Origin of the sequence: Streptomyces sp. NPDC005533 (assembly GCF_042871845.1) — a bacterium.
Taxonomy (GTDB): Bacteria; Actinomycetota; Actinomycetes; order Streptomycetales; family Streptomycetaceae; genus Streptomyces.
The window spans coordinates 32,245-53,370 of sequence record NZ_JBIAJH010000001.1 but is presented as its reverse complement, the minus strand read 5'-3'; the positions used below and the strand labels follow the sequence as shown (position 1 = coordinate 53,370).

Below are 21,126 nucleotides of genomic sequence, written 5' to 3'. Positions count from 1 at the left end.
AGTCAGGTCCCTTCCGTCGTCACTTGGAGACGTTGACGGCCGGTGCGTCCTCGCCCAGGAGCTTGCCGTCCGAGGTCTCGAACTGGCGCTTGAAGGAAGCGATGGCGTCCGCGATCGACGTCAGGGTGTCGTCCGACATCTTGCCGCCGTCGGCGATGGAGGTGAGGAGGTCCTTGCGCTCGCGGCGCAGGTGCTCCAGCAGCTCCGACTCGAAGCGACGGATGTCGTTGACCGGGACGTCGTCCATCTTGCCGGTGGTGCCGGCCCAGACGGAGATGACCTGCTCCTCGACGGGCATCGGCTGGTACTGGCCCTGCTTCAGCAGCTCGACCAGGCGCTTGCCGCGCTCCAGCGAAGCCTTCGAAGCGGCGTCCAGGTCGGAACCGAAGGCGGCGAACGCCTCCAGCTCGCGGTACTGGGCGAGGTCCAGGCGCAGACGGCCGGACACCTGCTTCATGGCCTTGTGCTGGGCGGAACCACCGACACGGGAGACCGAGATACCGACGTTCAGCGCCGGGCGCTGGCCCGCGTTGAACAGGTCGGACTCCAGGAAGCACTGGCCGTCGGTGATGGAGATGACGTTGGTCGGGATGAACGCCGACACGTCGTTCGCCTTGGTCTCGACGATCGGCAGACCGGTCATCGAACCGGCACCCATGTCGTCGGACAGCTTCGCGCAGCGCTCCAGCAGACGGGAGTGCAGGTAGAAGACGTCACCCGGGTAGGCCTCGCGGCCCGGCGGGCGGCGCAGCAGCAGCGACACGGCGCGGTAGGCGTCGGCCTGCTTCGACAGGTCGTCGAAGATGATCAGGACGTGCTTGCCGGCGTACATCCAGTGCTGGCCGATGGCGGAACCGGTGTACGGCGCCAGGTACTTGAAGCCGGCCGGGTCGGACGCCGGGGCGGCGACGATCGTCGTGTACTCGAGCGCGCCGGCGTCTTCCAGGGCGCCGCGAACGGACGCGATGGTCGAGCCCTTCTGGCCGATGGCGACGTAGATGCAGCGAACCTGCTTGTTCACGTCGCCGGAGCGCCAGTTGTCGCGCTGGTTGATGATCGTGTCGACGGCCAGGGCGGTCTTACCCGTCTGGCGGTCACCGATGATCAGCTGACGCTGGCCGCGGCCGACGGGGACCATCGCGTCGATGGCCTTGTAGCCGGTCTGCATCGGCTCGTGGACCGACTTGCGGACCATGACGCCGGGGGCCTGCAGCTCGAGGGCGCGGCGGCCTTCGGTCGCGATCTCGCCGAGACCGTCGATCGGGTTGCCGAGCGGGTCGACGACGCGGCCGAGGTAGCCCTCGCCGACGCCGACGGAGAGCACCTCACCGGTGCGCTGCACCGGCTGGCCCTCCTCGATACCGCTGAACTCGCCGAGGACGACCGCACCGATCTCGCGCTCCTCGAGGTTGAGGGCGAGACCGAGGGTGCCGTCCTCGAACTTCAGCAGCTCGTTCGCCATGGCGGAGGGCAGGCCCTCCACCTTCGCGATGCCGTCGCCGGCAACGCTGACCGTTCCGACCTCCTCGCGCGAGGCCGCGTCCGGCTGGTACGACTGGACAAAGTTCTCCAGTGCGTCCCGGATCTCCTCCGGCCGGATCGTGAGCTCCGCCATCTGGGTTCCCTGCTCTCCTTGTTGGGCCTGAAGCTTCTTAGGGGTCTGGGGGCGACCCCCAGGAATCTTCTGCAAGTTCTGCACGGCCCAACCGGGCCGCTAGGAATGCTTTGTTCTTTTGGTGGCTGGTCAGCCGGCCATGCGGCGGGACGCCTCTGCGAGGCGGTCCGCGATGGTGCCGTCGATGACCTCGTCGCCGACTCGCACCGAGATCCCGCCGAGGACCTCGGGGTCCACGTCGAGGTTCAGGTGCATCTGGCGGCCGTACAGCTTGGCCAGCACCGCGCCGAGGCGTGCCTTCTGCACGTCGCTGAGCGGAACCGCGCTGGTCACGGTGGCGACCATGCGGTCACGGCGCTCGGCGGCGAGCTTGGAAAGGGACTCGAGTCCCGCTTCCAGGCTACGTCCACGCGGGTGCGTGACAAGACGGATCACCAGGCGCTCGGTGACGGCGTTCACCTTGCCGCCGAGCAGGCTGCGCAGCAGCGCGCTCTTGGCGGAGGCGGTGGCCGCGCGGTCGGTCAGCGCGGAACGCAGCTCGGGGCTCGAGGAGACGATCCGGCCGAACCGGAACACCTCGTCCTCGACGTCGTCGAGCGCGCCGGCCTGCTGGGCCGCCGTGAGGTCGGCGGTGGCCGCCAGCTCCTCCAGCGAGTCCACCAGGTCGCGGGACTGCGACCAGCGGGACCGGACCATGCCGGACACCAGGTCGAGGGTCTCCCCGCCGACCTGGCCGCCGAGCAGCCGCCGGGCCAGCTCGGCCTTGGCCTCGCCGGACTGCGCCGGGTCGGTGAGGACCCGACGCAGCGAGACCTCACGGTCGAGCAGCGCGGTGACGGCGGCCAGCTCATCGGCGAGCTTCGCCGCGTCGACGGACGTGTTGTCCGTCAGCGCGTCGAGACGCTCACGCGCGGAGGCCAGCGCCTCGCGGCTCGCTCCGTTCATCGGGCCGCCTCGGCCTTCTCCTCAAGCTCGCTGAGGAAGCGGTCGATGGTGCGGCTCTGTCGGGCGTGGTCCTCAAGGGACTCGCCGACGAGCTTTCCGGCCAGATCGGTGGCGAGCTTGCCCACGTCCTGACGCAGCGCGTGGGAAGCGGCCTTGCGGTCCGCCTGGATCTGGGCGTGGCCGGCAGCGATGATCTCCTCACGCTGCCGCTGGCCCTCTGCGCGCAGTTCTTCCTTGAGCGCAGTGCCCTGCTCCAGCGCTTCCTGGCGCAGGCGCGCGGCCTCGTGCCGGGCTTCGGCGAGCTGGGCCTTGTACTGCTCCAGGACGCTCTGGGCCTCGGTCTGAGCGGCTTCCGCCTTCTCGATACCGCCCTCGATGGCCTCGCGGCGCTCTTCCAGAACCTTGTTGATGTTCGGGAGGAGCTTCTTCGCGAGGAAACCGAAGACGATGACGAAGGCGATCAGACCGATGACGAGCTCGGGGATCGGCGGAACGAGGGGGTTCTCTCCACCCTCAGCCGCGAGAACCAGGAGGTTCACATCAGTGCCTTTCGTCGGTTCGGACTAGTGATCGCGGTTCGTCAGCTGTAGACGAACGGCATGACCAGACCGATGAGGGCGAGCGCCTCACAGAAGGCGAAGCCGAGGATCTGGTTGGCACGGATCAGACCGGCAGCCTCGGGCTGACGGGCAAGGGCCTGCGTGCCGTTACCGAAGATGATGCCGACGCCGACGCCGGGGCCGATGGCCGCGAGACCGTAACCAACGGAGCTGAGGGAGCCGGTGACGGCGGCAAGGGTCTGGGACATGCCAGTTCTTCCTTCTCTTTCACGGACCGGTGGGGGTTGGCCACCGGACGAATACGGGGTGCTGAGCGGGGCGGGCGTGGCTCAGTGGTGCTCGGCGAGCGCGCCCTGGAGGAAGCTGCAGGCCAGGAGGACGAAGACGTACGCCTGGACAGCCTGGATGAAGAGCTCGAACGCGGTCATCACGATGACCATGACGAACGAGACGCCCGCGTACGCGATGCCGATCCCGTTCAGCAGGTACCAGCTGGCGATGGTGAACAGCAGCAGCAGGGTGTGACCGGCGAACATGTTCGCGAACAGTCGGACCGCGTGGGTGAAGGGCCGGACCAGGACGTTCGAGAAGAACTCGATGACCATGACGAGCGGGAGGACCGGGCCGAGCGACTTGTCGTAGCCGGTCAGGTTCTTGAAGCCGCCGACGAAGCCGTGGCGCTTGAACGTCACGCTCATCCAGATCACGTAGACGATCAGCGCGAGGCCGGCCGGGTACGCGATGATCGAGGTCACCGGGAACTGGGCGAGCGGGATGATCGACCAGAGGTTCATGACCCAGACGAAGAAGAAGATGGAGACCATCAGGGGGACGTACTTCTCCCCCTCCTTCTTGCCGAGCGTCTCGTAGACGATGCCGCGGCGCACGAAGTCGTAGCCGGCCTCGGCGACCATCTGCAGCTTGCCCGGGACGACCTTCGGCTTGCGGAAAGCCATCCAGAAGAAGCCGACGATGATGACGGAGCCGAGAAGGGCCAGCAGCATCGTCTTGTTGAAGTACAAGTTGCTGTCCGCGTCGCCGAAGATCGGCTGGAACAGGAACGAGTGCAGGCCGGGAGCCGGGAAGCCACAACCGTCGAAGATGTGGCAGTCGGTCTCGAAGGCGAGCACCGTCGTCGGGTCAGCACTCACCGCGGGCTCCTTCAGCGTGGCGCATAGGTACGGCAACCTCGTTGTGTCGGCGCGGCGGACAGCCGCTGTTCGGCACTGGACTGGTGTTACGGGTGTGGGGGCGGCGGTCAGGCATCGAGCCTCGCGATGGGACAGGCGTCAGCTCAGATGCCCGCGCCCGCAGTGCCGCAGTTGGCAGCACCGGACGATAGCAGGATCTCGAACGCCCGCTTATCCCGGCCCTACCCTTCACGACTTCGGCCCCGGATTTTCGGGCTTGTCGCCCTTCACCGAGTCCGGTTCGACGTAAAGAATCTTGGCCTTCATATGAGCACGCGTCTGCGCGCCGATCCACACCAGGGTGGTGGCGACGAGCGTGATGGCGAAGGCCTTGGGATTGAACAGGGTGGTGTTCTTGAACACCGCGACGAACACGAAAAGCAGCAGGATCTGGGCCGTGTAGAGCATGAGCCCCATGGCCTGGAAAAGGTGCGGGAGTGACTTCGCCGTGCGCTGCAGAACGACGAATCCGATGCCCATGAAAAGAATCACGACCAGCGTCGCGACGACGGCCCCGACCGCGCCCTTGCCCCCGACGACCAACGCGCTGATCGCTGCGGCGAGAGCGCCGGCGACAGCCGTGGGTACGGCGGCTTGCAGGAGGGATCGGACGTCATCTGACCGCATGGCGGTTTGCTCCGCGTGGTGGTGGGGGCACGGGACTCGTACGGGACGAGCGTAAGCCCGGTCCGAGAGGGAACCTCGGGCCAAGGGGCCGTCGCACTACGGTCCTTCGGCTCTGTCGCCGGGTTTAGTGAACGGTATCACAAACTATTTGATGAGAGCTTTACCTGCCCGGTGTGCTCACTGTCACACATGAGAGGGACCCTGCGCGTGTGTGCGCGACAGGCGTGCGGGTTGTCTGGTAAAGGGCATCCATGTCCGACATGCGACGCGGCTGTCAGCGGGTGGATTCAGCCTTACGCCGGTCGGGGAAGCGCGAACGGGGGCCCACGGCGGTCGCCCCGTTGACGCCGGAGACGCCCGCCGCGATCGGCCTGGCGGGCTGCGGCTCCGCGCCCGAGGCATCCAGTGCGGCCGCTTCCGCGGCCGCCTCGGCCGCCCGTGCGGCGTGCCGGTACCGCGGCGGAACCAGACCCTCCGCCCAGCGCGGGGTGCGCGGGGTGAAGCGCGGCAGGAGCAACAGGATCAGGCCCAGGGCGCTGAGCGCGGCGATCGCGAGCACGATCCACATGGTGGCGGAATGCACCGAATACGCCACCGTGCCGAAGGCGATGAGCCCCGACCAGAAGTACATGATCAGGACCGCGCGGCTGTGCGAATGCCCGAGCTCCAGCAGCCGGTGGTGGAGGTGTCCGCGGTCGGCCGCGAAGGGCGACTGGCCCTTCCACGTACGCCGCACGATGGCCAGGACCAGGTCCGCCATCGGGATCGCGATGATCGTCAGGGGCAGGATCAGCGGGATGAAGACGGGGAGCATCGCGTGCGTCGCGTTGCGCTCGCCCTGCGCGTACAGGGCGAGGGCGTCGGGGTCCACCTGGCCGGTGATGGAGATGGCGGCGGCAGCGAGCACCAGTCCGATCAGCATCGAGCCGGAGTCGCCCATGAAGATCCGCGCGGGATGCATGTTGTGCGGCAGGAAGCCGAGGCACATGCCCATCAGGATCGCGGCGAAGAGGGTGGCCGGGGCGGCCGCCTCGATGCCGTAGCCGAACCAGATCCGGTACGCGTACAGGAAGAACGCCGCGGCGGCGATGCAGACCATGCCGGCGGCCAGGCCGTCGAGGCCGTCGACGAAGTTCACCGCGTTGATGGTGATCACCACGAGGGCCACGGTGAGCAGGTTGCCCTGCCACTGGGTGAGCGCGACCGTGCCGAAGAAGGGGACCGGGATCCACAGGATCGTCAGGCCCTGCATGACCATCACGCCGGCGGAGATCATCTGCGCGCCGAGCTTGATGAGGGCGTCGATCTCGAACTTGTCGTCGAGCACGCCGACCAGCCAGATCAGGGCCGCGCCGGAGAGCAGGGCGCGCGGTTCGTTCGACAGCTCGAAGACGCCGTTGAGGTTGCGCAGGTGGTCGGCGACGAGCAGGCCCGCGCACAGACCGCCGAACATGGCGATGCCGCCCAGCCGTGGCGTGGGCTCTCGGTGCACGTCGCGGGCACGGATCTCCGGCATGGCCCCGGCCGCGATCGCGAACTTCCGCACGGGCCCGGTCAGCAGGTAGGTCACCGCGACCGTGACGCAAAGCGTCAGCAGATATTCACGCACGGGCTGCCCCAGATGTATCGCCGGCCATCTCAGCCCCACACATTAGCTGCGATGTCCCCTCCCCAGAGGACGCGAGGGGCCCGTATCCCGGTTCCACTACGCCCCTCTTGTCCCACTTACTCCCCGTAAGGGGGAAATTCCTGCGCCAGCTCATTGACCTCCGTACGGGTCTTCGCGCCGTCCCCGCGCAGGCTCGCGGCGAACAGCGCCGCGATCCTGCTCATCTCCGCCTCGCCCATCCCCTGGGTGGTCACCGCCGCCGTGCCCAGCCGGACCCCGCGCTGGTCCCCGTACGGGAGGGCGCAGGTGTCGAGGACGATCCCCGCGGCGGCCAGCCGGCCGCGCGCGGTCGGACCGTCCATGCCCAGCGGCGCCGGGTCGGCGGTGATCAGATGGGTGTCGGTGCCGCCGGTGGTGAGGGTGAATCCGTGCTCTTCGAGGGCGCCGGCCAGCGCCCGGGCGTTGGCGACGACCCGGTGGGCGTAGGTGGTGAAGGCCGGCCGGGCCGCCTCGCCGAAGGCCACGGCCTTGGCGGCGATGGTGTGCATCTGGGCACCGCCCTGGGTGAACGGGAACACCGCCCGGTCGATGCGCTCGGCGAACTCGGCGCCGCACAGGACCATCCCGCCGCGCGGTCCGCGCAGCACCTTGTGCGTGGTCGCGCAGACGACGTCGGCGTAGGGCACGGGGCTGGGCGCGGCCCCGCCGGCCACCAGCCCGATCGGGTGGGCCGCGTCGGCGATCAGGTAGGCCCCGACCTCGTCGGCGATCTCCCGGAAGGCCGAGTACTCGGGGTGGCGGGGGTAGGAGATGGACCCGCAGACGATCGCCTTGGGGCGGTGCGCGCGGGCGAGGTCCTGCACCTGCCGGTAGTCGATGAGACCCGTCTCGGCGTCGACCCCGTACCCGACGAAGTCGAACCAGCGCCCGGAGAAGTTCGCGGGCGAGCCGTGGGTGAGGTGCCCTCCGTACGGGAGCCCCATCGCCAGCACGGTGTCCCCGGGCCGCAGCAGCGCGGCGTACGCGGCCAGCACGGCGGAGGAGCCGGAGTGCGGCTGGACGTTCGCGTGTTCGGCCCCGAACAGCGCCTTGGCCCGTTCCACGGCGGTCTGCTCGGCCAGGTCGGCGTATTCGCAGCCACCGTGGTACCGGTTGCCGGGGTACCCCTCGGCGTATTTGTTGGCGAGCGGCGACCCCAGCGCGGCCAGCACGGCGGCGGAGGTGAAGTTCTCGGCGGCGATCAGCTGCAGGCTGCCGGCCTGCCGCCGCCGCTCCCCGTCGAGCACGTCGGCCATCTGCGGATCCTGCTGCCGCAGCAGGTCCGTGGGCTGGGTGAGGACGCTCATGGCACGACTCCAGGTGGTACCGGGTACCAGCCACTGTAGGCCCGCGACCCTCACCCCGCCCTGCGGCGCCACGTCCGGCCCCGCCGACACACATCCAGCCCCACCGGCACAGATCCAGCCTCGCCGGCACACATCCAGCCCCGCCGGCGTTTGAGGCGCGGGGTCCGGGGCGGAGCCCCGATCTTTCAGCCCCGCCGACACATTTCAGCCCCGCCGGCGTTTGAGGCGCGGGGGCTGGGGGCGGAGCCCCGATCTTTGAGCCCGGCCGGCGCTTGAGGCTCGGGACCTGCGGAGCCCCCGGCGGGCCCGGCAGGGTCAGCGCGCGGCCGTGACGCCCGTCAGGGCCGTGACCACGGGGTCCAGCGCCTGGTTGATCTCGTCGCCGATCGAGCGAAAGAAGGTGATCGGCGCGCCGTACGGGTCGTACACCTCGTCGGCGTCCGGCGAGGGCGCCAGCAGCCACCCGCGCAGCGCCGCGGCGGCCCGCACCAGCGCCCGCGCGCGCTCCGCCATGCCGTCGTCGAGCGGCGGCAGCGTGGCCGGATCTATCGCCCGCACCAGCCGGGTGAACTCCTTCAGCGTGAAGGTCCGCAGGCCGGCGGAGTGGCCCATCGAGATGACCTGCGCCCGGTGGTCACGGGTGGCGGTCAGGACGAGATCGGCGCGTATGACGTGCTCGTCCAGCAGCTCGCGCCCGGTGAAACCGGAGGCGTCGGCCCCGAAGTCCGCCAGGACGGCGGCCGCGTTGGCCTCCATCGGGGCGCCCTCGTGGCCCCACGTACCGGCGCTCTCCACGATGAGGTCGCCGGTGACGATCCCGCCCAGCCGGTGCGACAGGGCGTGCCGCGTCAGCCGCTCGGTGATCGGCGAGCGGCACACGTTGCCGGTGCTGACGTGGAGTATGCGGAAAGTGTTTCCCCCAGCTATGCCACGCCCCTCAGGGCTCACGGGGCGACCTCGAGGTCGGGTACGACCTCCCGCAGCTGCTCGGCGCTGAGCGCGCCCTCCCGCAGCAGGACGGGAACCTTCCCGGTGACGTCGACGATCGACGAGGGCTGGATGCCGGGCGTCGGGCCGCCGTCCAGGTACACGGACACGGAGTCCCCGAGCATCTCGCGCGCGGCGTCGCAGTCCTCGGGCGCCGGCTGCCCGGACAGGTTGGCCGAGGACACCGCCATCGGGCCGACCTCGGTCAGCAGCTCGATCGCGACGGGGTGCAGGGGCATGCGGACGGCGACGGTGCCGAAGGTGTCCCCCAGGTCCCACGCCAGGGACGGCTGGTGCTTGGCGACCAGCGTCAGCGCGCCCGGCCAGAAGGCGTCGACGAGCTCCCACGCCTGCTCGGAGAAGTCCGTGACGAGGCCGTGCAGGGTGTTCGGGGAGCCGATGAGCACCGGGGTGGGCATGCCGCGGCCCCGCCCCTTGGCGGCGAGCAGGTCGTGGACGGCCTCCGGGCTGAAGGCGTCCGCGCCGATCCCGTACAGGGTGTCGGTGGGCAGCACGACGAGCTCGCCGCGGCGCACGGCGGATGCGGCTTCACGCAGACCCGTCTTACGGTCCGTCGCGTCGTTGCAGTCGTATCGCCGGGCCATCAGCGGGCCTCCTCGTGCAGCAGGGGGGTGGCGGGGATCGTGGCGCCGGTCACGGCAGTGCCTTGCGCGCGGTCGCGAAGCGGGGACGGTTGTTGAGGTCCGGGTGGTCGGCCGCGTCGGCCCAGCCCCGTTGCTCGGCGAAGATCCACGGGACCTGGCCGCCCTGGGTGTCGGCGTGCTCGATGACGACGATGCCGCCGGGTCGCAGCAGCCGGTGGGCGGTGCGCTCGATGCCGCGGATGGTGTCGAGGCCGTCCTCGCCGGAGAAGAGCGCCATCTCCGGATCGTGGTCGCGGGCCTCGGGGGCGACGTACTCCCACTCGGTGAGCGGGATGTACGGCGGGTTGGAGATGACCAGGTCGACCTGGCCGTCGAGCTCCGGCAGGGCGCTCAGGGCGTCACCCTGGTGGACCGTGACCCGGGAGCCCTCGGCGTTCTTGCGGGTCCACCGCAGGGCGTCCTCGGACAGCTCGACCGCGTGCACGCGCGAGCGCGGCACCTCCTGCGCCATGGCGAGCGCGATGGCGCCGGAGCCGGTGCACAGGTCCACGATCATCGGCTCGACCACGTCCATCGCCCGGACGGCGTGTATGGCCCAGTCGACGACCGACTCGGTCTCGGGACGGGGCACGAACACCCCGGGCCCGACCTGGAGCTCCAGGTACCGGAAGAAGGCGCGGCCGGTGATGTGCTGGAGCGGCTCGCGCGCCTCGCGGCGGGCGACGGCCTCCCAGTAGCGGGCGTCGAAGTCCGCGTCCTTGACGTGGTGCAGTTCCCCCCGCTTGACGCCGTGCACGAAGGCCGCGAGCTCCTCCGCGTCGAAACGCGGTGAGGGCACGCCGGCGGCGGCCAGCCGCTGGGTGGCCTGGGCCACCTCGGCAAGCAGCAAGTTCACGCTGGTCCTCCGGGCTGCTGTCGAACGGGGGGGGGTGGAGCGGGGATCAGGTCAGTGCGCGGCCGCGAGCTTGGCTGCGGAGTCGGTGTCCACGCAGGCCTGGATGACCGGGTCGAGGTCACCGTCGAGCACCTGGTCCAAGTTGTACGCCTTGAAACCGGTCCGGTGGTCCGAGATCCGGTTTTCCGGGTAGTTGTACGTACGGATCTTCTCGGACCGGTCCACGCTGCGCACCTGGCTGCGGCGCACGTCGGAGGCCTCCTGCTCGGCGGCTTCCTGGGCGGCGGCCAGCAGGCGCGAGCGCAGGATGCGCATGGCCTGCTCCTTGTTCTGGAGCTGGCTCTTCTCGTTCTGGCAGGAGGCGACCACACCGGTCGGGAGGTGCGTGATGCGGACGGCCGAGTCGGTGGTGTTGACGGACTGGCCGCCGGGGCCGGACGAGCGGTACACGTCGATGCGGAGGTCGTTCATGTTGATCTCGACCTCGACCTCCTCGGCCTCCGGGGTGACGAGCACGCCGGCGGCGGAGGTGTGGATGCGGCCCTGGGACTCGGTGGCCGGAACCCGCTGGACGCGGTGCACGCCGCCCTCGTACTTCAGGCGGGCCCACACGCCCTGGCCGGGCTCGGTGGCGCCGTTGCCGCCCTTGGTGCGGACGGAGACCTGGACGTCCTTGTAGCCGCCGAGCTCGGACTCGGTGGCGTCGATGATCTCGGTCTTCCAGCCCACCCGCTCGGCGTAGCGCAGGTACATGCGCAGCAGGTCGCCGGCGAAGAGCGCCGACTCGTCGCCGCCCGCGCCCGCCTTGACCTCCAGGAGCACGTCCTTGTCGTCGCTGGGGTCACGCGGGACCAGCAGCAGACGGAGCTTCTCGGTGAGCTCCTCGCGCTGCTGGGTCAGCTCCTTGACCTCGGCGGCGAAGTCCGGGTCGTCGGCCGCGAACTCCTTGGCCGTCTCGATGTCCTCGGCCGACTGCTTCCAGGCACGGAAGGTCGCGATGATCGGGGTCAGCTCCGCGTAGCGCTTGTTCAGCTTGCGCGCGTTGGCCTGATCCGAGTGGACCGAAGGGTCGGCGAGCTTCTTCTCAAGATCGGCGTGTTCGCCGACCAATTCCTCGACCGCCTCGAACATCGGGGGCTCCTGTGGTGAAAGTACGAACGGGGTGACTTGGCGAGACGACGACAAAGGCGCCGGTCCGGCCGCCCCCGAGTGGACAGGGGGCGGCCGGTGACCGGCGCCTGGGTCGCGCTACTTCTTGGCCGCACCCTTGCCGAAGCGCGCCTCGAAGCGGGCCACGCGGCCACCGGTGTCGAGGATCTTCTGCTTGCCCGTGTAGAACGGGTGGCACTCGGAGCAGACCTCGGCTCGGATGGAGCCCTCGGTCAGGGTGCTACGGGTGGTGAACGACGCGCCACAGGTGCAGCTGACCTGGGTCTCGACGTACTCGGGGTGAACATCGCGCTTCAAGGTGTCTCCTAGATTCGGGAGGGCGCCGGGTCGCAGGAGCCGAATTGCGCACTGCGTGAACCGGGGCCGACAGACCAGTCTGCCAGGACCGGGCTGCCTGTCAAAATTCTGAGGACGCCTCCCTCAACGGAGGGGGGCCGCCGTCTATTCCGCGCCCTCGCGGAATGCGTCCGAAAGCCGGCTGAGCAGGGGCTCGCTACTGGACGATGCCGCCGACGGTGCCCTTGTCCCCCATGGACTTCTCGGTGGCCTCGGCCGGGATCGGCTGGTCCGCGAGCAGCGCTTCCCAGACCAGCTTCGACTCCTTCGTCAGCGGGGCGACGCGGTCGGCGTCGCGCGGGTCCACCGTGACCGGCAGGGTGATCATGTGCATGTTCTGGGCCTCGATGCCCTGCAGGCCCTGGGCGAAGCCCATGAGGGACTTCACGTCGCCGAGCGACTTGTCGGTGGTGAGCGCCTTGGTCGCGGAGTCGGCGAGGTCGACCAGCCGCTTCGGGTTGTCGAACACCCCGATGCTCTTGACCTGCTTGATCAGTGCCTTGATGAAGGCCTGCTGGAGCTGTATTCGGCCCAGGTCGCTGCCGTCGCCGACGCTCTTGCGGGTCCGCACGAGGCCGAGGGCCTGTTCGCCGTCGAGGTGGTTCGGGCCGGCGGCGAGTTCGAGGTGGCTGGCGCCGTCCTTGATCGGCTTGGTGGTGGTCACGTCGACGCCGCCGAGGTTGTCGATGATCTTCTTGAAGCCCGTGAAGTCGACCTCGATGTAGTGGTCCATCCGGATCCCCGACATCTTCTCGACGGTCTTGACCGCGCAGGCGGCCCCGCCGATGGTGTACGCCTCGTTGAACTGCTTGCGCGGGCCGCCGGGGTCGGTCTTGCCCTTGCCGGTGGGGCATTCGGGCCGGGCCGTCATGGTGTCGCGGGGTATCGATACGACGGCGGCCTGCTTGTGGCCCTCGTAGAGGTGCACGATCATCGCGGTGTCGGAGCGGGCCGAGCCGCCGTCGTCCTGGCCGTACTCGCCGTTGGCGCCGCCGCGGGAGTCGGAACCGAGGACCAGGATGTCCATCGAGCCGTTGTCGACGTTCTGCGGGCGGTCGGTGCCGAGGGCCTGGTCGATGTCGACGGTCTTCAGATTGCCGTTGAGCTTGAAGTAGAAGTAGCCGAGGCCCGCGCCCCCCAGCAGGACCACCCCCGCTGCGCTCCACGCGGCGATGACGAGAGCCCTGCGGCGCTTCGCCGGTTTGCGTCGGCGCCGGCCCGCGGCACGTCGGCCGCGGCCCTTGCTGTCCTCGGTCATGCTCTCCTCAGTCCCTGAGTCCGGTCCCCTGGTCCGTTCCGGGCCGCCGTCCACTGCGCGGGCCCCTCTCACACAGACGGGCGAACGCCCTGCAGGGTTCCGGCGCGGCGTGTGGTGAAGCCCGCACCGGCCGCGCCCGGGGAGCCCGTACGAGGCCCTGGGGACGCGCAGCAGCCCCCGCCGCTGGTGCGGCGGGGGCTGCTGGGGTGATGCCGCGGGTCAGGCGTCGGACGCCCGGCCCCGGACCTCAGTCGTCGTTCTTGCCCGACGGGGTCGTCTTCGCGATCTGCATCAGGAACTCGGCGTTCGACTTCGTCTGCTTCATCTTGTCGAGCAGCAGCTCGATCGCCTGCTGCGAGTCGAGCGCGTGCAGCACCCGGCGCAGCTTCCACACGATGGCGAGCTCCTCCGCGTTGAGGAGGATCTCCTCCTTGCGGGTGCCCGACGGGTCGACGTCGACGGCCGGGAAGATGCGCTTGTCGGCGAGCTTGCGGTCGAGCTTGAGCTCCATGTTGCCGGTGCCCTTGAACTCCTCGAAGATCACCTCGTCCATGCGCGAGCCGGTGTCGACGAGCGCGGTGGCCAGGATGGTCAGCGAGCCGCCGTCCTCGATGTTGCGCGCGGCACCGAAGAAGCGCTTCGGCGGGTACAGCGCGGTCGAGTCGACACCACCGGACAGGATGCGGCCGGAGGCGGGCGCCGCGAGGTTGTACGCGCGGCCCAGACGGGTGATGGAGTCCAGCAGGACGACCACGTCGTGACCCAGCTCGACGAGACGCTTGGCGCGCTCGATGGCCAGCTCGGCGACGGTGGTGTGGTCCTCGGCCGGGCGGTCGAAGGTCGAGGAGATGACCTCGCCCTTGACCGACCGCTGCATGTCGGTGACCTCTTCCGGACGCTCGTCGACCAGGACGACCATCAGGTGGCACTCGGGGTTGTTCGTGGTGATCGCGTTGGCGATCGCCTGCATGATCATGGTCTTGCCGGTCTTCGGCGGGGCCACGATCAGACCGCGCTGGCCCTTACCGATCGGCGACACGAGGTCGATGATGCGGGTGGTCAGCACGCCCGGGTCGGTCTCCAGACGGAGCCGGTCCTGCGGGTAGAGCGGCGTCAGCTTCTGGAACTCGGGGCGGCCACGGCCGGATTCGGGCGCCATGCCGTTCACCGAGTCCAGACGCACGAGGGCGTTGAACTTCTCGCGGCGCTCGCCGTCCTTGGGCTGACGGACCGCACCGGTGGTGTGGTCGCCCTTGCGCAGGCCGGCCTTGCGGACCTGGGCGAGGGACACGTACACGTCGTTGGGACCGGGCAGGTAGCCCGAGGTCCGGATGAACGCGTAGTTGTCGAGGATGTCGAGGATGCCCGCGACGGGGATCAGCACGTCGTCGTCGGCGACCTGCGGCTCGTTCGGGGCGAACTCGTCACGGCCGCGACGGCCACGGCGGTCGCGGTAGCGGCCGCGACGGCCACGGCGGCCGCTCTCGTCGTCGAAGTCGTCCTGCGGGCCGTTGTCCTGGCGGTCCTGACGTTCCTGACGGCCCTGCTGACCCTGGCCCTGGCCCTGGCCGCGGCCGCCCTGCTGCTGGCGGTCCTGACGGTCGGCGCGGTCCTGACGGCCGCCGCCCTGGCCGCCCTGCGGGGCCGCCTGGCCCTGGCCGGCCTGGCCCTGGTCGTCGGCCTTGGCACCGCGGTCACGGCGGTCGCGCTGGCGGTCGCCGCGCTCGGCGCGGTCCCGGCGGTCGCGACGGCCGCGGCCCTCGCCGTCCTGACCCTGCGCCTGGCCGGCGGAGACCGCCGTGGCGTCGGCCTTGACCTCGGACTGCGCGGGAGCGGCGGTCACGGTCTCGGTCTTCTGCTCGACCTGCACGGCGACCGGGGCCGAGGCCTCCGGGCTGCCGGTGGGGGCCGTGGCCCGACGGCGGCGGCGCTCGCCGGCCGGCGCGTCGTCTCCCCCGCTCTCGGCTGCGCTCGAGCGGGAGGGGCCCCCAGCCGGCTGGCCCGGGATCTCGATCTGCGCCTGCGTCGCGGCAGGCTTCTCGGCGGGCGCCTCGGCGGCGGCCTCACCCGTACGGGCCTTGCTGGTGGCGCGGCGCTTCGGCTTGGCCTCGGCGGTGTCCCCGGCGGCGGGGGCCGCGGCCTTGGGAGCACCGCTGCCCGCCTGCGCCTCCTTGATGACCTCGATCAGCTGGCTCTTGCGCATCCGCGCGGTGCCCCTGATCCCGAGGCCCGACGCGACCTGCTGCAGCTCGGCCAGGACCATGCCGTCAAGGCCGGTGCCGGTGCGGCGACGCTTGGGTGCGCCCGCGGCGGGGGCACTGGTGTCGACAGAGGTGTCGGCAGCGCCCATCAGATCGGTGGTGTCGCTCACGAAGGGTCCTTCCCTGGAGCGGACGTCGGCCTGTCTGGCTCGGCGACCGGTTGTGCTGTCCGACAACAGTCCTAGGTGTGGACCGTGCCGGGGCGGTGGTCCGCCGATAGAGATACGGCGGAGAGAAAACGTGCGTGGGTGGTTCCGGCGAGAAGCCCCCGAGCTGAAAGCGTGGGAATGTCACGCCGATTCCGGAGCGTGCTCGAAACTGCTGGAAGTGATCAAAGCAGTCGGGGAGGCTCCCGGAAGAAATGTGGTCCCGGATGGGGACACTGAGCACCGAGCCATGGCGGCTTCCGATGCGCACTTGAGACTAACACTACCGGATCCAATAGATATTCCCCCTCTCAATCACCGGCAATCGCGCCCTTCCGCGCGGGCGGCCTGCCCTGGCCGCCCGCCCCTGACCGGCTGCGCACCCCACGGGAACGGCTTCAGCCGCCCTGGGTGCCCAGCGGAAGTACGCTCGCGCCCGCGGCGTCGAGGGCGAGCCGGTTGGCCGCCCATCCCTCGCCCGCGAGCTGCGCGACCTTGTCGGCCGCGCCGTTGTCGACCAGCGCGAGGACCGTGGGGCCCGCGCCGGAGATGACCGCGGGGATCCCGTCCGCCCGCAGTCGGTTCACCAGGGCGACGCTCTCGGGCATCGCCGGGGACCGGTACTCCTGGTGGAGCCGGTCTTCGGTGGCGGGCAGCAGCAGCTCGGGACGCCTGGTCAGGGCTTCCACGAGCAGGCCCGCGCGGCCCGCGTTGACGGCCGCGTCCACGTGCGGGACGCTGCGCGGCAGCAGGCCGCGCGCGGTCTCCGTCAGGACCGGCTTGGACGGCACGAAGACCACCGGAACGATGGACTCGGCGGGCTCCATTCGGATCGCCTTGGCACTGCCGCCGTCCATCCACGCCAGGGTGAATCCGCCGAGCAGACAGGCGGCGACGTTGTCGGGGTGTCCCTCGATCTCGGTGGCGAGCTCCAGCAGCGCCGCGTCGTCGAGCCTGGCCTCGCCGCCTATGGTCACGGCGCGGGCGGCGACGATGCCGGCGCAGATCGCGGCGGAGGAGGAGCCGAGGCCGCGGCCGTGCGGGATCCGGTTGGCGCAGACGACCTCGAGGCCGCGCGGCTGCCCGCCCAGCAGGTCGAAGGCGGTGCGCATGGAGCGTACGAGCAGGTGGCTCTCGTCCCGCGGGAGGGTGTCGGCGCCCTCGCCCGCGATGTCGATGTTCAGGCCGGAGTCGGCCACCCGGACGACTACGTCGTCGTAGAGCCCCAGGGCCAGGCCCAGGGCGTCGAAGCCCGGGCCGAGATTGGCACTGCTGGCGGGGACGCGCACCCGTACGGCGGCGGCGCGGAACGCTGGACCGGCCATCGTCCGATGACACTCCTTGTGACTGTGCGAGATCTTCGCTCTTCGCTGGCTCGCTGCGAATGTACTGGAGAACGTACGACACCCGAAGGCCCTCGGGGCAGCACCGCGTCATATGCGCGGTGGCGGATGTAAGTACAGCGTATCGAAGGAAGGTTCTCTCGCGACATAGGGCGCACAGGAGGCGCACGATGCGTGTCGCGGGCTTCGACGGCTTCGGCCGCACTTTTGTTGTCGTACGGGGTGAGTTGCCGGGTTCCGGAGGGCCTCGGAAGCCCTCCGGAACCGGCTCACACGTGGTGTGCGTTACTCCCGGGACCGGGCAGGACCGGGCGCGTGGGCGCCGGGTCCCCGCACCGGATCCGGCCTAGACCAGACCCAGACGGACGGCGGCGGCCTCGGCGTCCACCGGAACGGTGACCGGCTGCGGAGCGCCCGCGATCGCCCAGTCGGGGTCCTTCAGGCCGTTGCCGGTGACGGTGCACACGATCTTCTGACCGGGATCCACCAGGCCCAGCTCGGCGGCCTTGAGCAGGCCGGCCACCGAGGCGGCGGAGGCGGGCTCGACGAAGACGCCCTCCTGGGCGGCCAACAGCCGGTAGGCGGCCAGGATCTGGCGGTCGGTCACCTCGTCGATGAAGCCGCCCGACTCGTCGCGCGCCTGCAGGGCGTACTCCCAGGAGGCCGGGTTGCCGATGCGGATCGCGGTGGCGACGGTGTGCGGCTCCTTGACGATCTCGCCGCGCACGATCGGCGCGGAGCCGGAGGCCTGGAAACCCCACACGCGGGGCGTACGGGAGGACAGGCCGTCGGCCTTGTACTCCTTGAAGCCCTTCCAGTACGCCGTGATGTTGCCGGCGTTGCCGACGGGCAGCACATGGATGTCGGGGGCGTCGCCGAGCGCGTCGACGATCTCGAACGCGGCCGTCTTCTGGCCCTCGATGCGCACCGGATTGACCGAATTGACCAGCGCGACCGGGTAGTTGTCGGAGAGCGCGCGGGCCAGGTTCAGGCAGTCGTCGAAGTTGCCGTCGACCTGGAGGATCTTGGCGCCGTGCACGAGGGCCTGGCCCATCTTGCCGAGCGCGATCTTGCCGCGCGGCACGAGCACCGCGGAGACCATTCCGGCGCGCACCGCGTACGCGGCGGCGGAGGCCGAAGTGTTGCCGGTGGAGGCGCAGATGACCGCCTTGGCGCCCTCCTCCTTGGCCCTGGTGATCGCCATGGTCATGCCGCGGTCCTTGAAGGACCCGGTGGGGTTGGCCCCCTCGACCTTCAGGTGGACCTCGCAGCCGGTGCGCTCGGAGAGCACCTGCGCGGGGACGAGGGGAGTGCCACCCTCACGAAGCGTGACCACCGGGGTCGTGTCCGTGACCGGCAGGCGGTCCCGGTACTCCTCGATGATGCCGCGCCACTGGTGGGTGCGATTGCTGCTCATGGGTCCTTACTCCCCTTCAACACGCATGATGCTGGCGACACCGCGGACGGTGTCCAGCTTCCGCAGTGCCTCGACGGTCCCGGAGAGGGCGGCGTCGGGCGCGCGGTGAGTGACGACGACGAGGGAGGCCTCGCCGTCCTTGCCCTGCTGACGGACCGTGTCGATGGAGACACCGTGCTCCGCGAAGGTGGTCGCCACCTGGGCGAGGACGCCCGGCTTGTCCGCCACATCGAGGCTGATGTGGTAGCGCGTGACGACGTCCCCCATGGGGCTGACCGGCAGCTGGGTGTACGCGGACTCGCCGGGCCCCGTTGCCTCGGCGAGCTTGTTGCGGGCGACGGCGACGAGGTCGCCGAGAACCGCGGACGCGGTCGGCGCGCCGCCCGCGCCGGGCCCGTAGAACATGAGCTGCCCGGCGGCCTCCGCCTCGACGAAGACGGCGTTGTACGCCTCGCGGACGGAGGCGAGCGGGTGGGTGAGCGGGATCATCGCCGGGTGGACGCGGGCGGTGACGGACTCGCCGTCCGCGGCGCGCTCCAGGATGGCGAGGAGCTTGATCGTGCAGCCCATCCGCTTGGCGGAGGCGAAGTCGGCGGCGCTGACCTCGGTCATGCCCTCGCGGTACACGTCGTCCAGGCGAACGCGGGTGTGGAAGGCGATGCCGGCCAGGATCGCGGCCTTGGCGGCGGCGTCGTAGCCCTCGACGTCGGCGGTCGGGTCGGCTTCGGCGTACCCGAGGGCGGTGGCCTCGTCGAGCGCCTCCTGGTAGCCGGCGCCGGTCGAGTCCATCTTGTCGAGGATGAAGTTCGTCGTGCCGTTGACGATGCCCATCACCCGGTTGATCTTGTCGCCCGCGAGGGACTCGCGCAGCGGGCGGACCAGCGGGATGGCGCCGGCGACGGCGGCCTCGTAGTACAGGTCCAGCCCGTGCCGCTCGGCCGCCGCGTGCAGCGCGGCGCCGTCCTGGGCGAGCAGCGCCTTGTTCGCGGACACCACGGAGATGCCGTGCTCGAAGGCGGTGGTGATCAGGCCGCGGGCGGGCTCGATGCCGCCGATGACCTCGATGGCGATGTCGATGTCGCCGCGTTTGAGGAGGGCGGTCGCATCGGTGGTGATCAGGGAGGGGTCGATGCCCTCGCGCACCTTCGAGGGGCGGCGCACCGCCACACCGGCGAGCTCCACGGGCGCGCCGATCCTCTGCGTGAGGTCGTCGGCGTGCGTCGTCATGATGCGGGCCACCTCTGAGCCGACCACTCCACAGCCCAGCAGCGCCACCTTCAGCGGACGCGTACGCATCATTCGACCTACGCCTTTCGATCTTCCATCAGTACCCCGCGCGCGGGTTGCGCGCCGGGTGGAACCAGTCTCACTCAATGGACAGCAGTTTCCATCCTCGGTCCATTGAGTGAGACACCGATTTCATTATCCGAGGTCGAGACGCAGGAGATCTTCCTCCGTCTCGCGCCGGACGATCACTCGGGCCTGTCCGTCACGCACGGCGACGACCGGCGGGCGGAGCGCGTGGTTGTAGTTGCTGGCCATGGAGCGGCAGTACGCGCCGGTGGCCGGGACGGCCAGGAGGTCGCCGGGGGCCAGGTCGGCGGGCAGGAAGGCGTCCTTCACGACGATGTCGCCGCTCTCGCAGTGCTTGCCGACGACGCGTACGAGCATGGGCTCGGCGGTGGAGGTGCGGGAGACGAGGGAGATGGAGTACTCGGCGTCGTACAGGGCGGTGCGGATGTTGTCGGACATCCCGCCGTCGACGCTCACGTACGTACGGAGTCCTTCGAGGGGCTTGATCGTCCCGACCTCGTAGAGGGTGAAGGCGGTCGGGCCGACGATGGCGCGGCCGGGCTCGACCGAGATCCGGGGGGCGCGCAGCCCGGCGCTCTCGCACTCCCGGGCCACGATCTCGTGCAGGGCCTTGGCGATCTCGTGGGGCTCGCGCGGGTCGTCGTTCGAGGTGTAGGCGATGCCGAGGCCGCCGCCGAGGTCGATCTCGGGCAGCTCCACACCGTGCTCGTCGCGCACGGCGGCGAGCAGCCGCACGACGCGCTTGGCGGAGACCTCGAAGCCGGCCATGTCGAAGATCTGCGACCCGATGTGGGAGTGGACGCCGAGCAGCTCCAGGCTGTCGTGCCCGAGCGCGCGCCGCACCGCCTCGGCGGCGGACCCGTCCGCGACGGCGATCCCGAACTTCTGGTCCTCGTGGGCGGTCGCGATGAACTCGTGCGTGTGCGCCTCGACGCCGACCGTCACGCGGATCTGCACGGGCTGGCGTACGCCCAGCTCACGGGCGATGTGCGCGACGCGGGCGATCTCCTGGAAGGAGTCGAGGACGATCCATCCGACCCCGGCCCCGACGGCCCTGCGGATCTCGTCCTCGGACTTGTTGTTGCCGTGGAAGGCGATGCGGGAGGCGGGCATCCCGGCGGCGAGGGCGGTGGCGAGCTCCCCGCCGGAGCAGACGTCGACATTCAGCCCCTCTTCCTTCAGCCACTTCACGACGGCCTTGGAGAGGAACGCCTTCCCGGCGTAGAAGACGTCGGCGTCGGGACCGAAGGCGTGCGCCCAGGCCCGGCACCGCGCCCGGAAGTCCTCTTCGTCCAGGAAGTACGCGGGCGTGCCGAACTCCTCGGCCAGCCTGGTCACTTCGATGCCGCCGACGGACACGACCCCGTCGTCGTCGCGCGTGACGGTCCGCGCCCAGACCTTCTCGTCCAGCGCGTTCAGGTCGGCGGGCGGCGGGGAGTAGTGCCCCTCGGGCAGGACGTCGGCGTGGCGGGGTCCGGCGGGGTGCGCGGAACGGCTCATCG

19 protein-coding genes are annotated in these 21,126 nt (G+C 70.2%); all 19 read right to left on the bottom strand.

The features are described from left to right. Positions 1-19 precede the first annotated feature (19 nt). Entirely contained in the window at positions 20-1,615 is a 1,596-nt protein-coding gene (gene atpA / locus ACFYP3_RS00280) for a F0F1 ATP synthase subunit alpha (RefSeq protein WP_365480922.1), read from the bottom strand. Between the two features lie 129 nt (positions 1,616-1,744). Beyond that, entirely contained in the window at positions 1,745-2,560 is an 816-nt protein-coding gene (locus tag ACFYP3_RS00275; protein WP_388824391.1) for a F0F1 ATP synthase subunit delta, read from the bottom strand. After that, positions 2,557-3,099, bottom strand: coding sequence for a F0F1 ATP synthase subunit B (locus ACFYP3_RS00270; RefSeq protein WP_388824388.1), 543 nt, complete (start codon positions 3,097-3,099; stop codon positions 2,557-2,559). The genes ACFYP3_RS00275 and ACFYP3_RS00270 overlap by 4 nt, the downstream gene beginning before the upstream one ends. A 41-nt stretch (positions 3,100-3,140) precedes the next feature. Beyond that, entirely contained in the window at positions 3,141-3,368 is a 228-nt protein-coding gene (atpE, locus tag ACFYP3_RS00265; protein WP_030386954.1) for an ATP synthase F0 subunit C, read from the bottom strand. A gap of 81 nt (positions 3,369-3,449) precedes the next feature. Beyond that, positions 3,450-4,286, bottom strand: a complete 837-nt coding sequence (atpB, locus tag ACFYP3_RS00260) for a F0F1 ATP synthase subunit A (RefSeq protein ID WP_037805558.1) — start codon at positions 4,284-4,286, stop codon at positions 3,450-3,452. Positions 4,287-4,499: 213 nt separating this feature from the next. Continuing rightward, positions 4,500-4,937: a hypothetical protein gene (locus ACFYP3_RS00255; RefSeq protein ID WP_030708140.1), complete on the bottom strand. Its 438-nt coding sequence runs from the start codon at positions 4,935-4,937 to the stop codon at positions 4,500-4,502. 274 nt (positions 4,938-5,211) lie between these two features. Beyond that, positions 5,212-6,558, bottom strand: coding sequence for an MraY family glycosyltransferase (locus tag ACFYP3_RS00250; RefSeq protein WP_388825194.1), 1,347 nt, complete (start codon positions 6,556-6,558; stop codon positions 5,212-5,214). Positions 6,559-6,662: 104 nt separating this feature from the next. Continuing rightward, positions 6,663-7,892, bottom strand: a complete 1,230-nt coding sequence (glyA, locus tag ACFYP3_RS00245; RefSeq protein ID WP_388824383.1) for a serine hydroxymethyltransferase — start codon at positions 7,890-7,892, stop codon at positions 6,663-6,665. A gap of 315 nt (positions 7,893-8,207) precedes the next feature. After that, the gene (locus ACFYP3_RS00240) at positions 8,208-8,840 is read right to left on the bottom strand and encodes a protein-tyrosine-phosphatase (RefSeq protein WP_388824380.1); all 633 of its coding nucleotides are present in this window, start codon (positions 8,838-8,840) and stop codon (positions 8,208-8,210) included. Then, positions 8,837-9,484 carry an L-threonylcarbamoyladenylate synthase gene (locus ACFYP3_RS00235; RefSeq protein WP_388824377.1) on the bottom strand — a complete coding sequence of 216 codons (648 nt, stop codon included), beginning with the start codon at positions 9,482-9,484 and terminating at the stop codon, positions 8,837-8,839. Before ACFYP3_RS00235 ends, ACFYP3_RS00240 begins: the two co-directional genes overlap by 4 nt. Before the next feature lie 49 nt (positions 9,485-9,533). Further along, positions 9,534-10,379: a peptide chain release factor N(5)-glutamine methyltransferase gene (gene prmC / locus ACFYP3_RS00230; RefSeq protein ID WP_388824374.1), complete on the bottom strand. Its 846-nt coding sequence runs from the start codon at positions 10,377-10,379 to the stop codon at positions 9,534-9,536. A gap of 51 nt (positions 10,380-10,430) precedes the next feature. After that, entirely contained in the window at positions 10,431-11,510 is a 1,080-nt protein-coding gene (gene prfA, locus ACFYP3_RS00225; RefSeq protein ID WP_388824371.1) for a peptide chain release factor 1, read from the bottom strand. Positions 11,511-11,627: 117 nt separating this feature from the next. Next, the gene (gene rpmE / locus ACFYP3_RS00220; RefSeq protein ID WP_030708126.1) at positions 11,628-11,846 is read right to left on the bottom strand and encodes a 50S ribosomal protein L31; all 219 of its coding nucleotides are present in this window, start codon (positions 11,844-11,846) and stop codon (positions 11,628-11,630) included. Between the two features lie 196 nt (positions 11,847-12,042). Then, positions 12,043-13,143 (bottom strand): LCP family protein, encoded by a 1,101-nt coding sequence (locus tag ACFYP3_RS00215; protein WP_388824367.1) that lies wholly within the window; start codon positions 13,141-13,143, stop codon positions 12,043-12,045. Positions 13,144-13,390: 247 nt separating this feature from the next. Next, positions 13,391-15,514 (bottom strand): transcription termination factor Rho, encoded by a 2,124-nt coding sequence (gene rho / locus ACFYP3_RS00210; protein WP_388824364.1) that lies wholly within the window; start codon positions 15,512-15,514, stop codon positions 13,391-13,393. 434 nt (positions 15,515-15,948) lie between these two features. Beyond that, positions 15,949-16,875 (bottom strand): homoserine kinase, encoded by a 927-nt coding sequence (thrB, locus tag ACFYP3_RS00205; protein WP_030708122.1) that lies wholly within the window; start codon positions 16,873-16,875, stop codon positions 15,949-15,951. Between the two features lie 364 nt (positions 16,876-17,239). Beyond that, positions 17,240-18,310: a threonine synthase gene (gene thrC, locus ACFYP3_RS00200; protein ID WP_388824361.1), complete on the bottom strand. Its 1,071-nt coding sequence runs from the start codon at positions 18,308-18,310 to the stop codon at positions 17,240-17,242. 6 nt (positions 18,311-18,316) lie between these two features. Beyond that, positions 18,317-19,606 carry a homoserine dehydrogenase gene (locus tag ACFYP3_RS00195; protein WP_388825191.1) on the bottom strand — a complete coding sequence of 430 codons (1,290 nt, stop codon included), beginning with the start codon at positions 19,604-19,606 and terminating at the stop codon, positions 18,317-18,319. Between the two features lie 126 nt (positions 19,607-19,732). After that, a complete protein-coding gene (gene lysA, locus ACFYP3_RS00190; protein ID WP_388824358.1) occupies positions 19,733-21,124 on the bottom strand; it encodes a diaminopimelate decarboxylase in 1,392 nt (463 codons plus the stop codon). Positions 21,125-21,126: the final 2 nt, after the last annotated feature.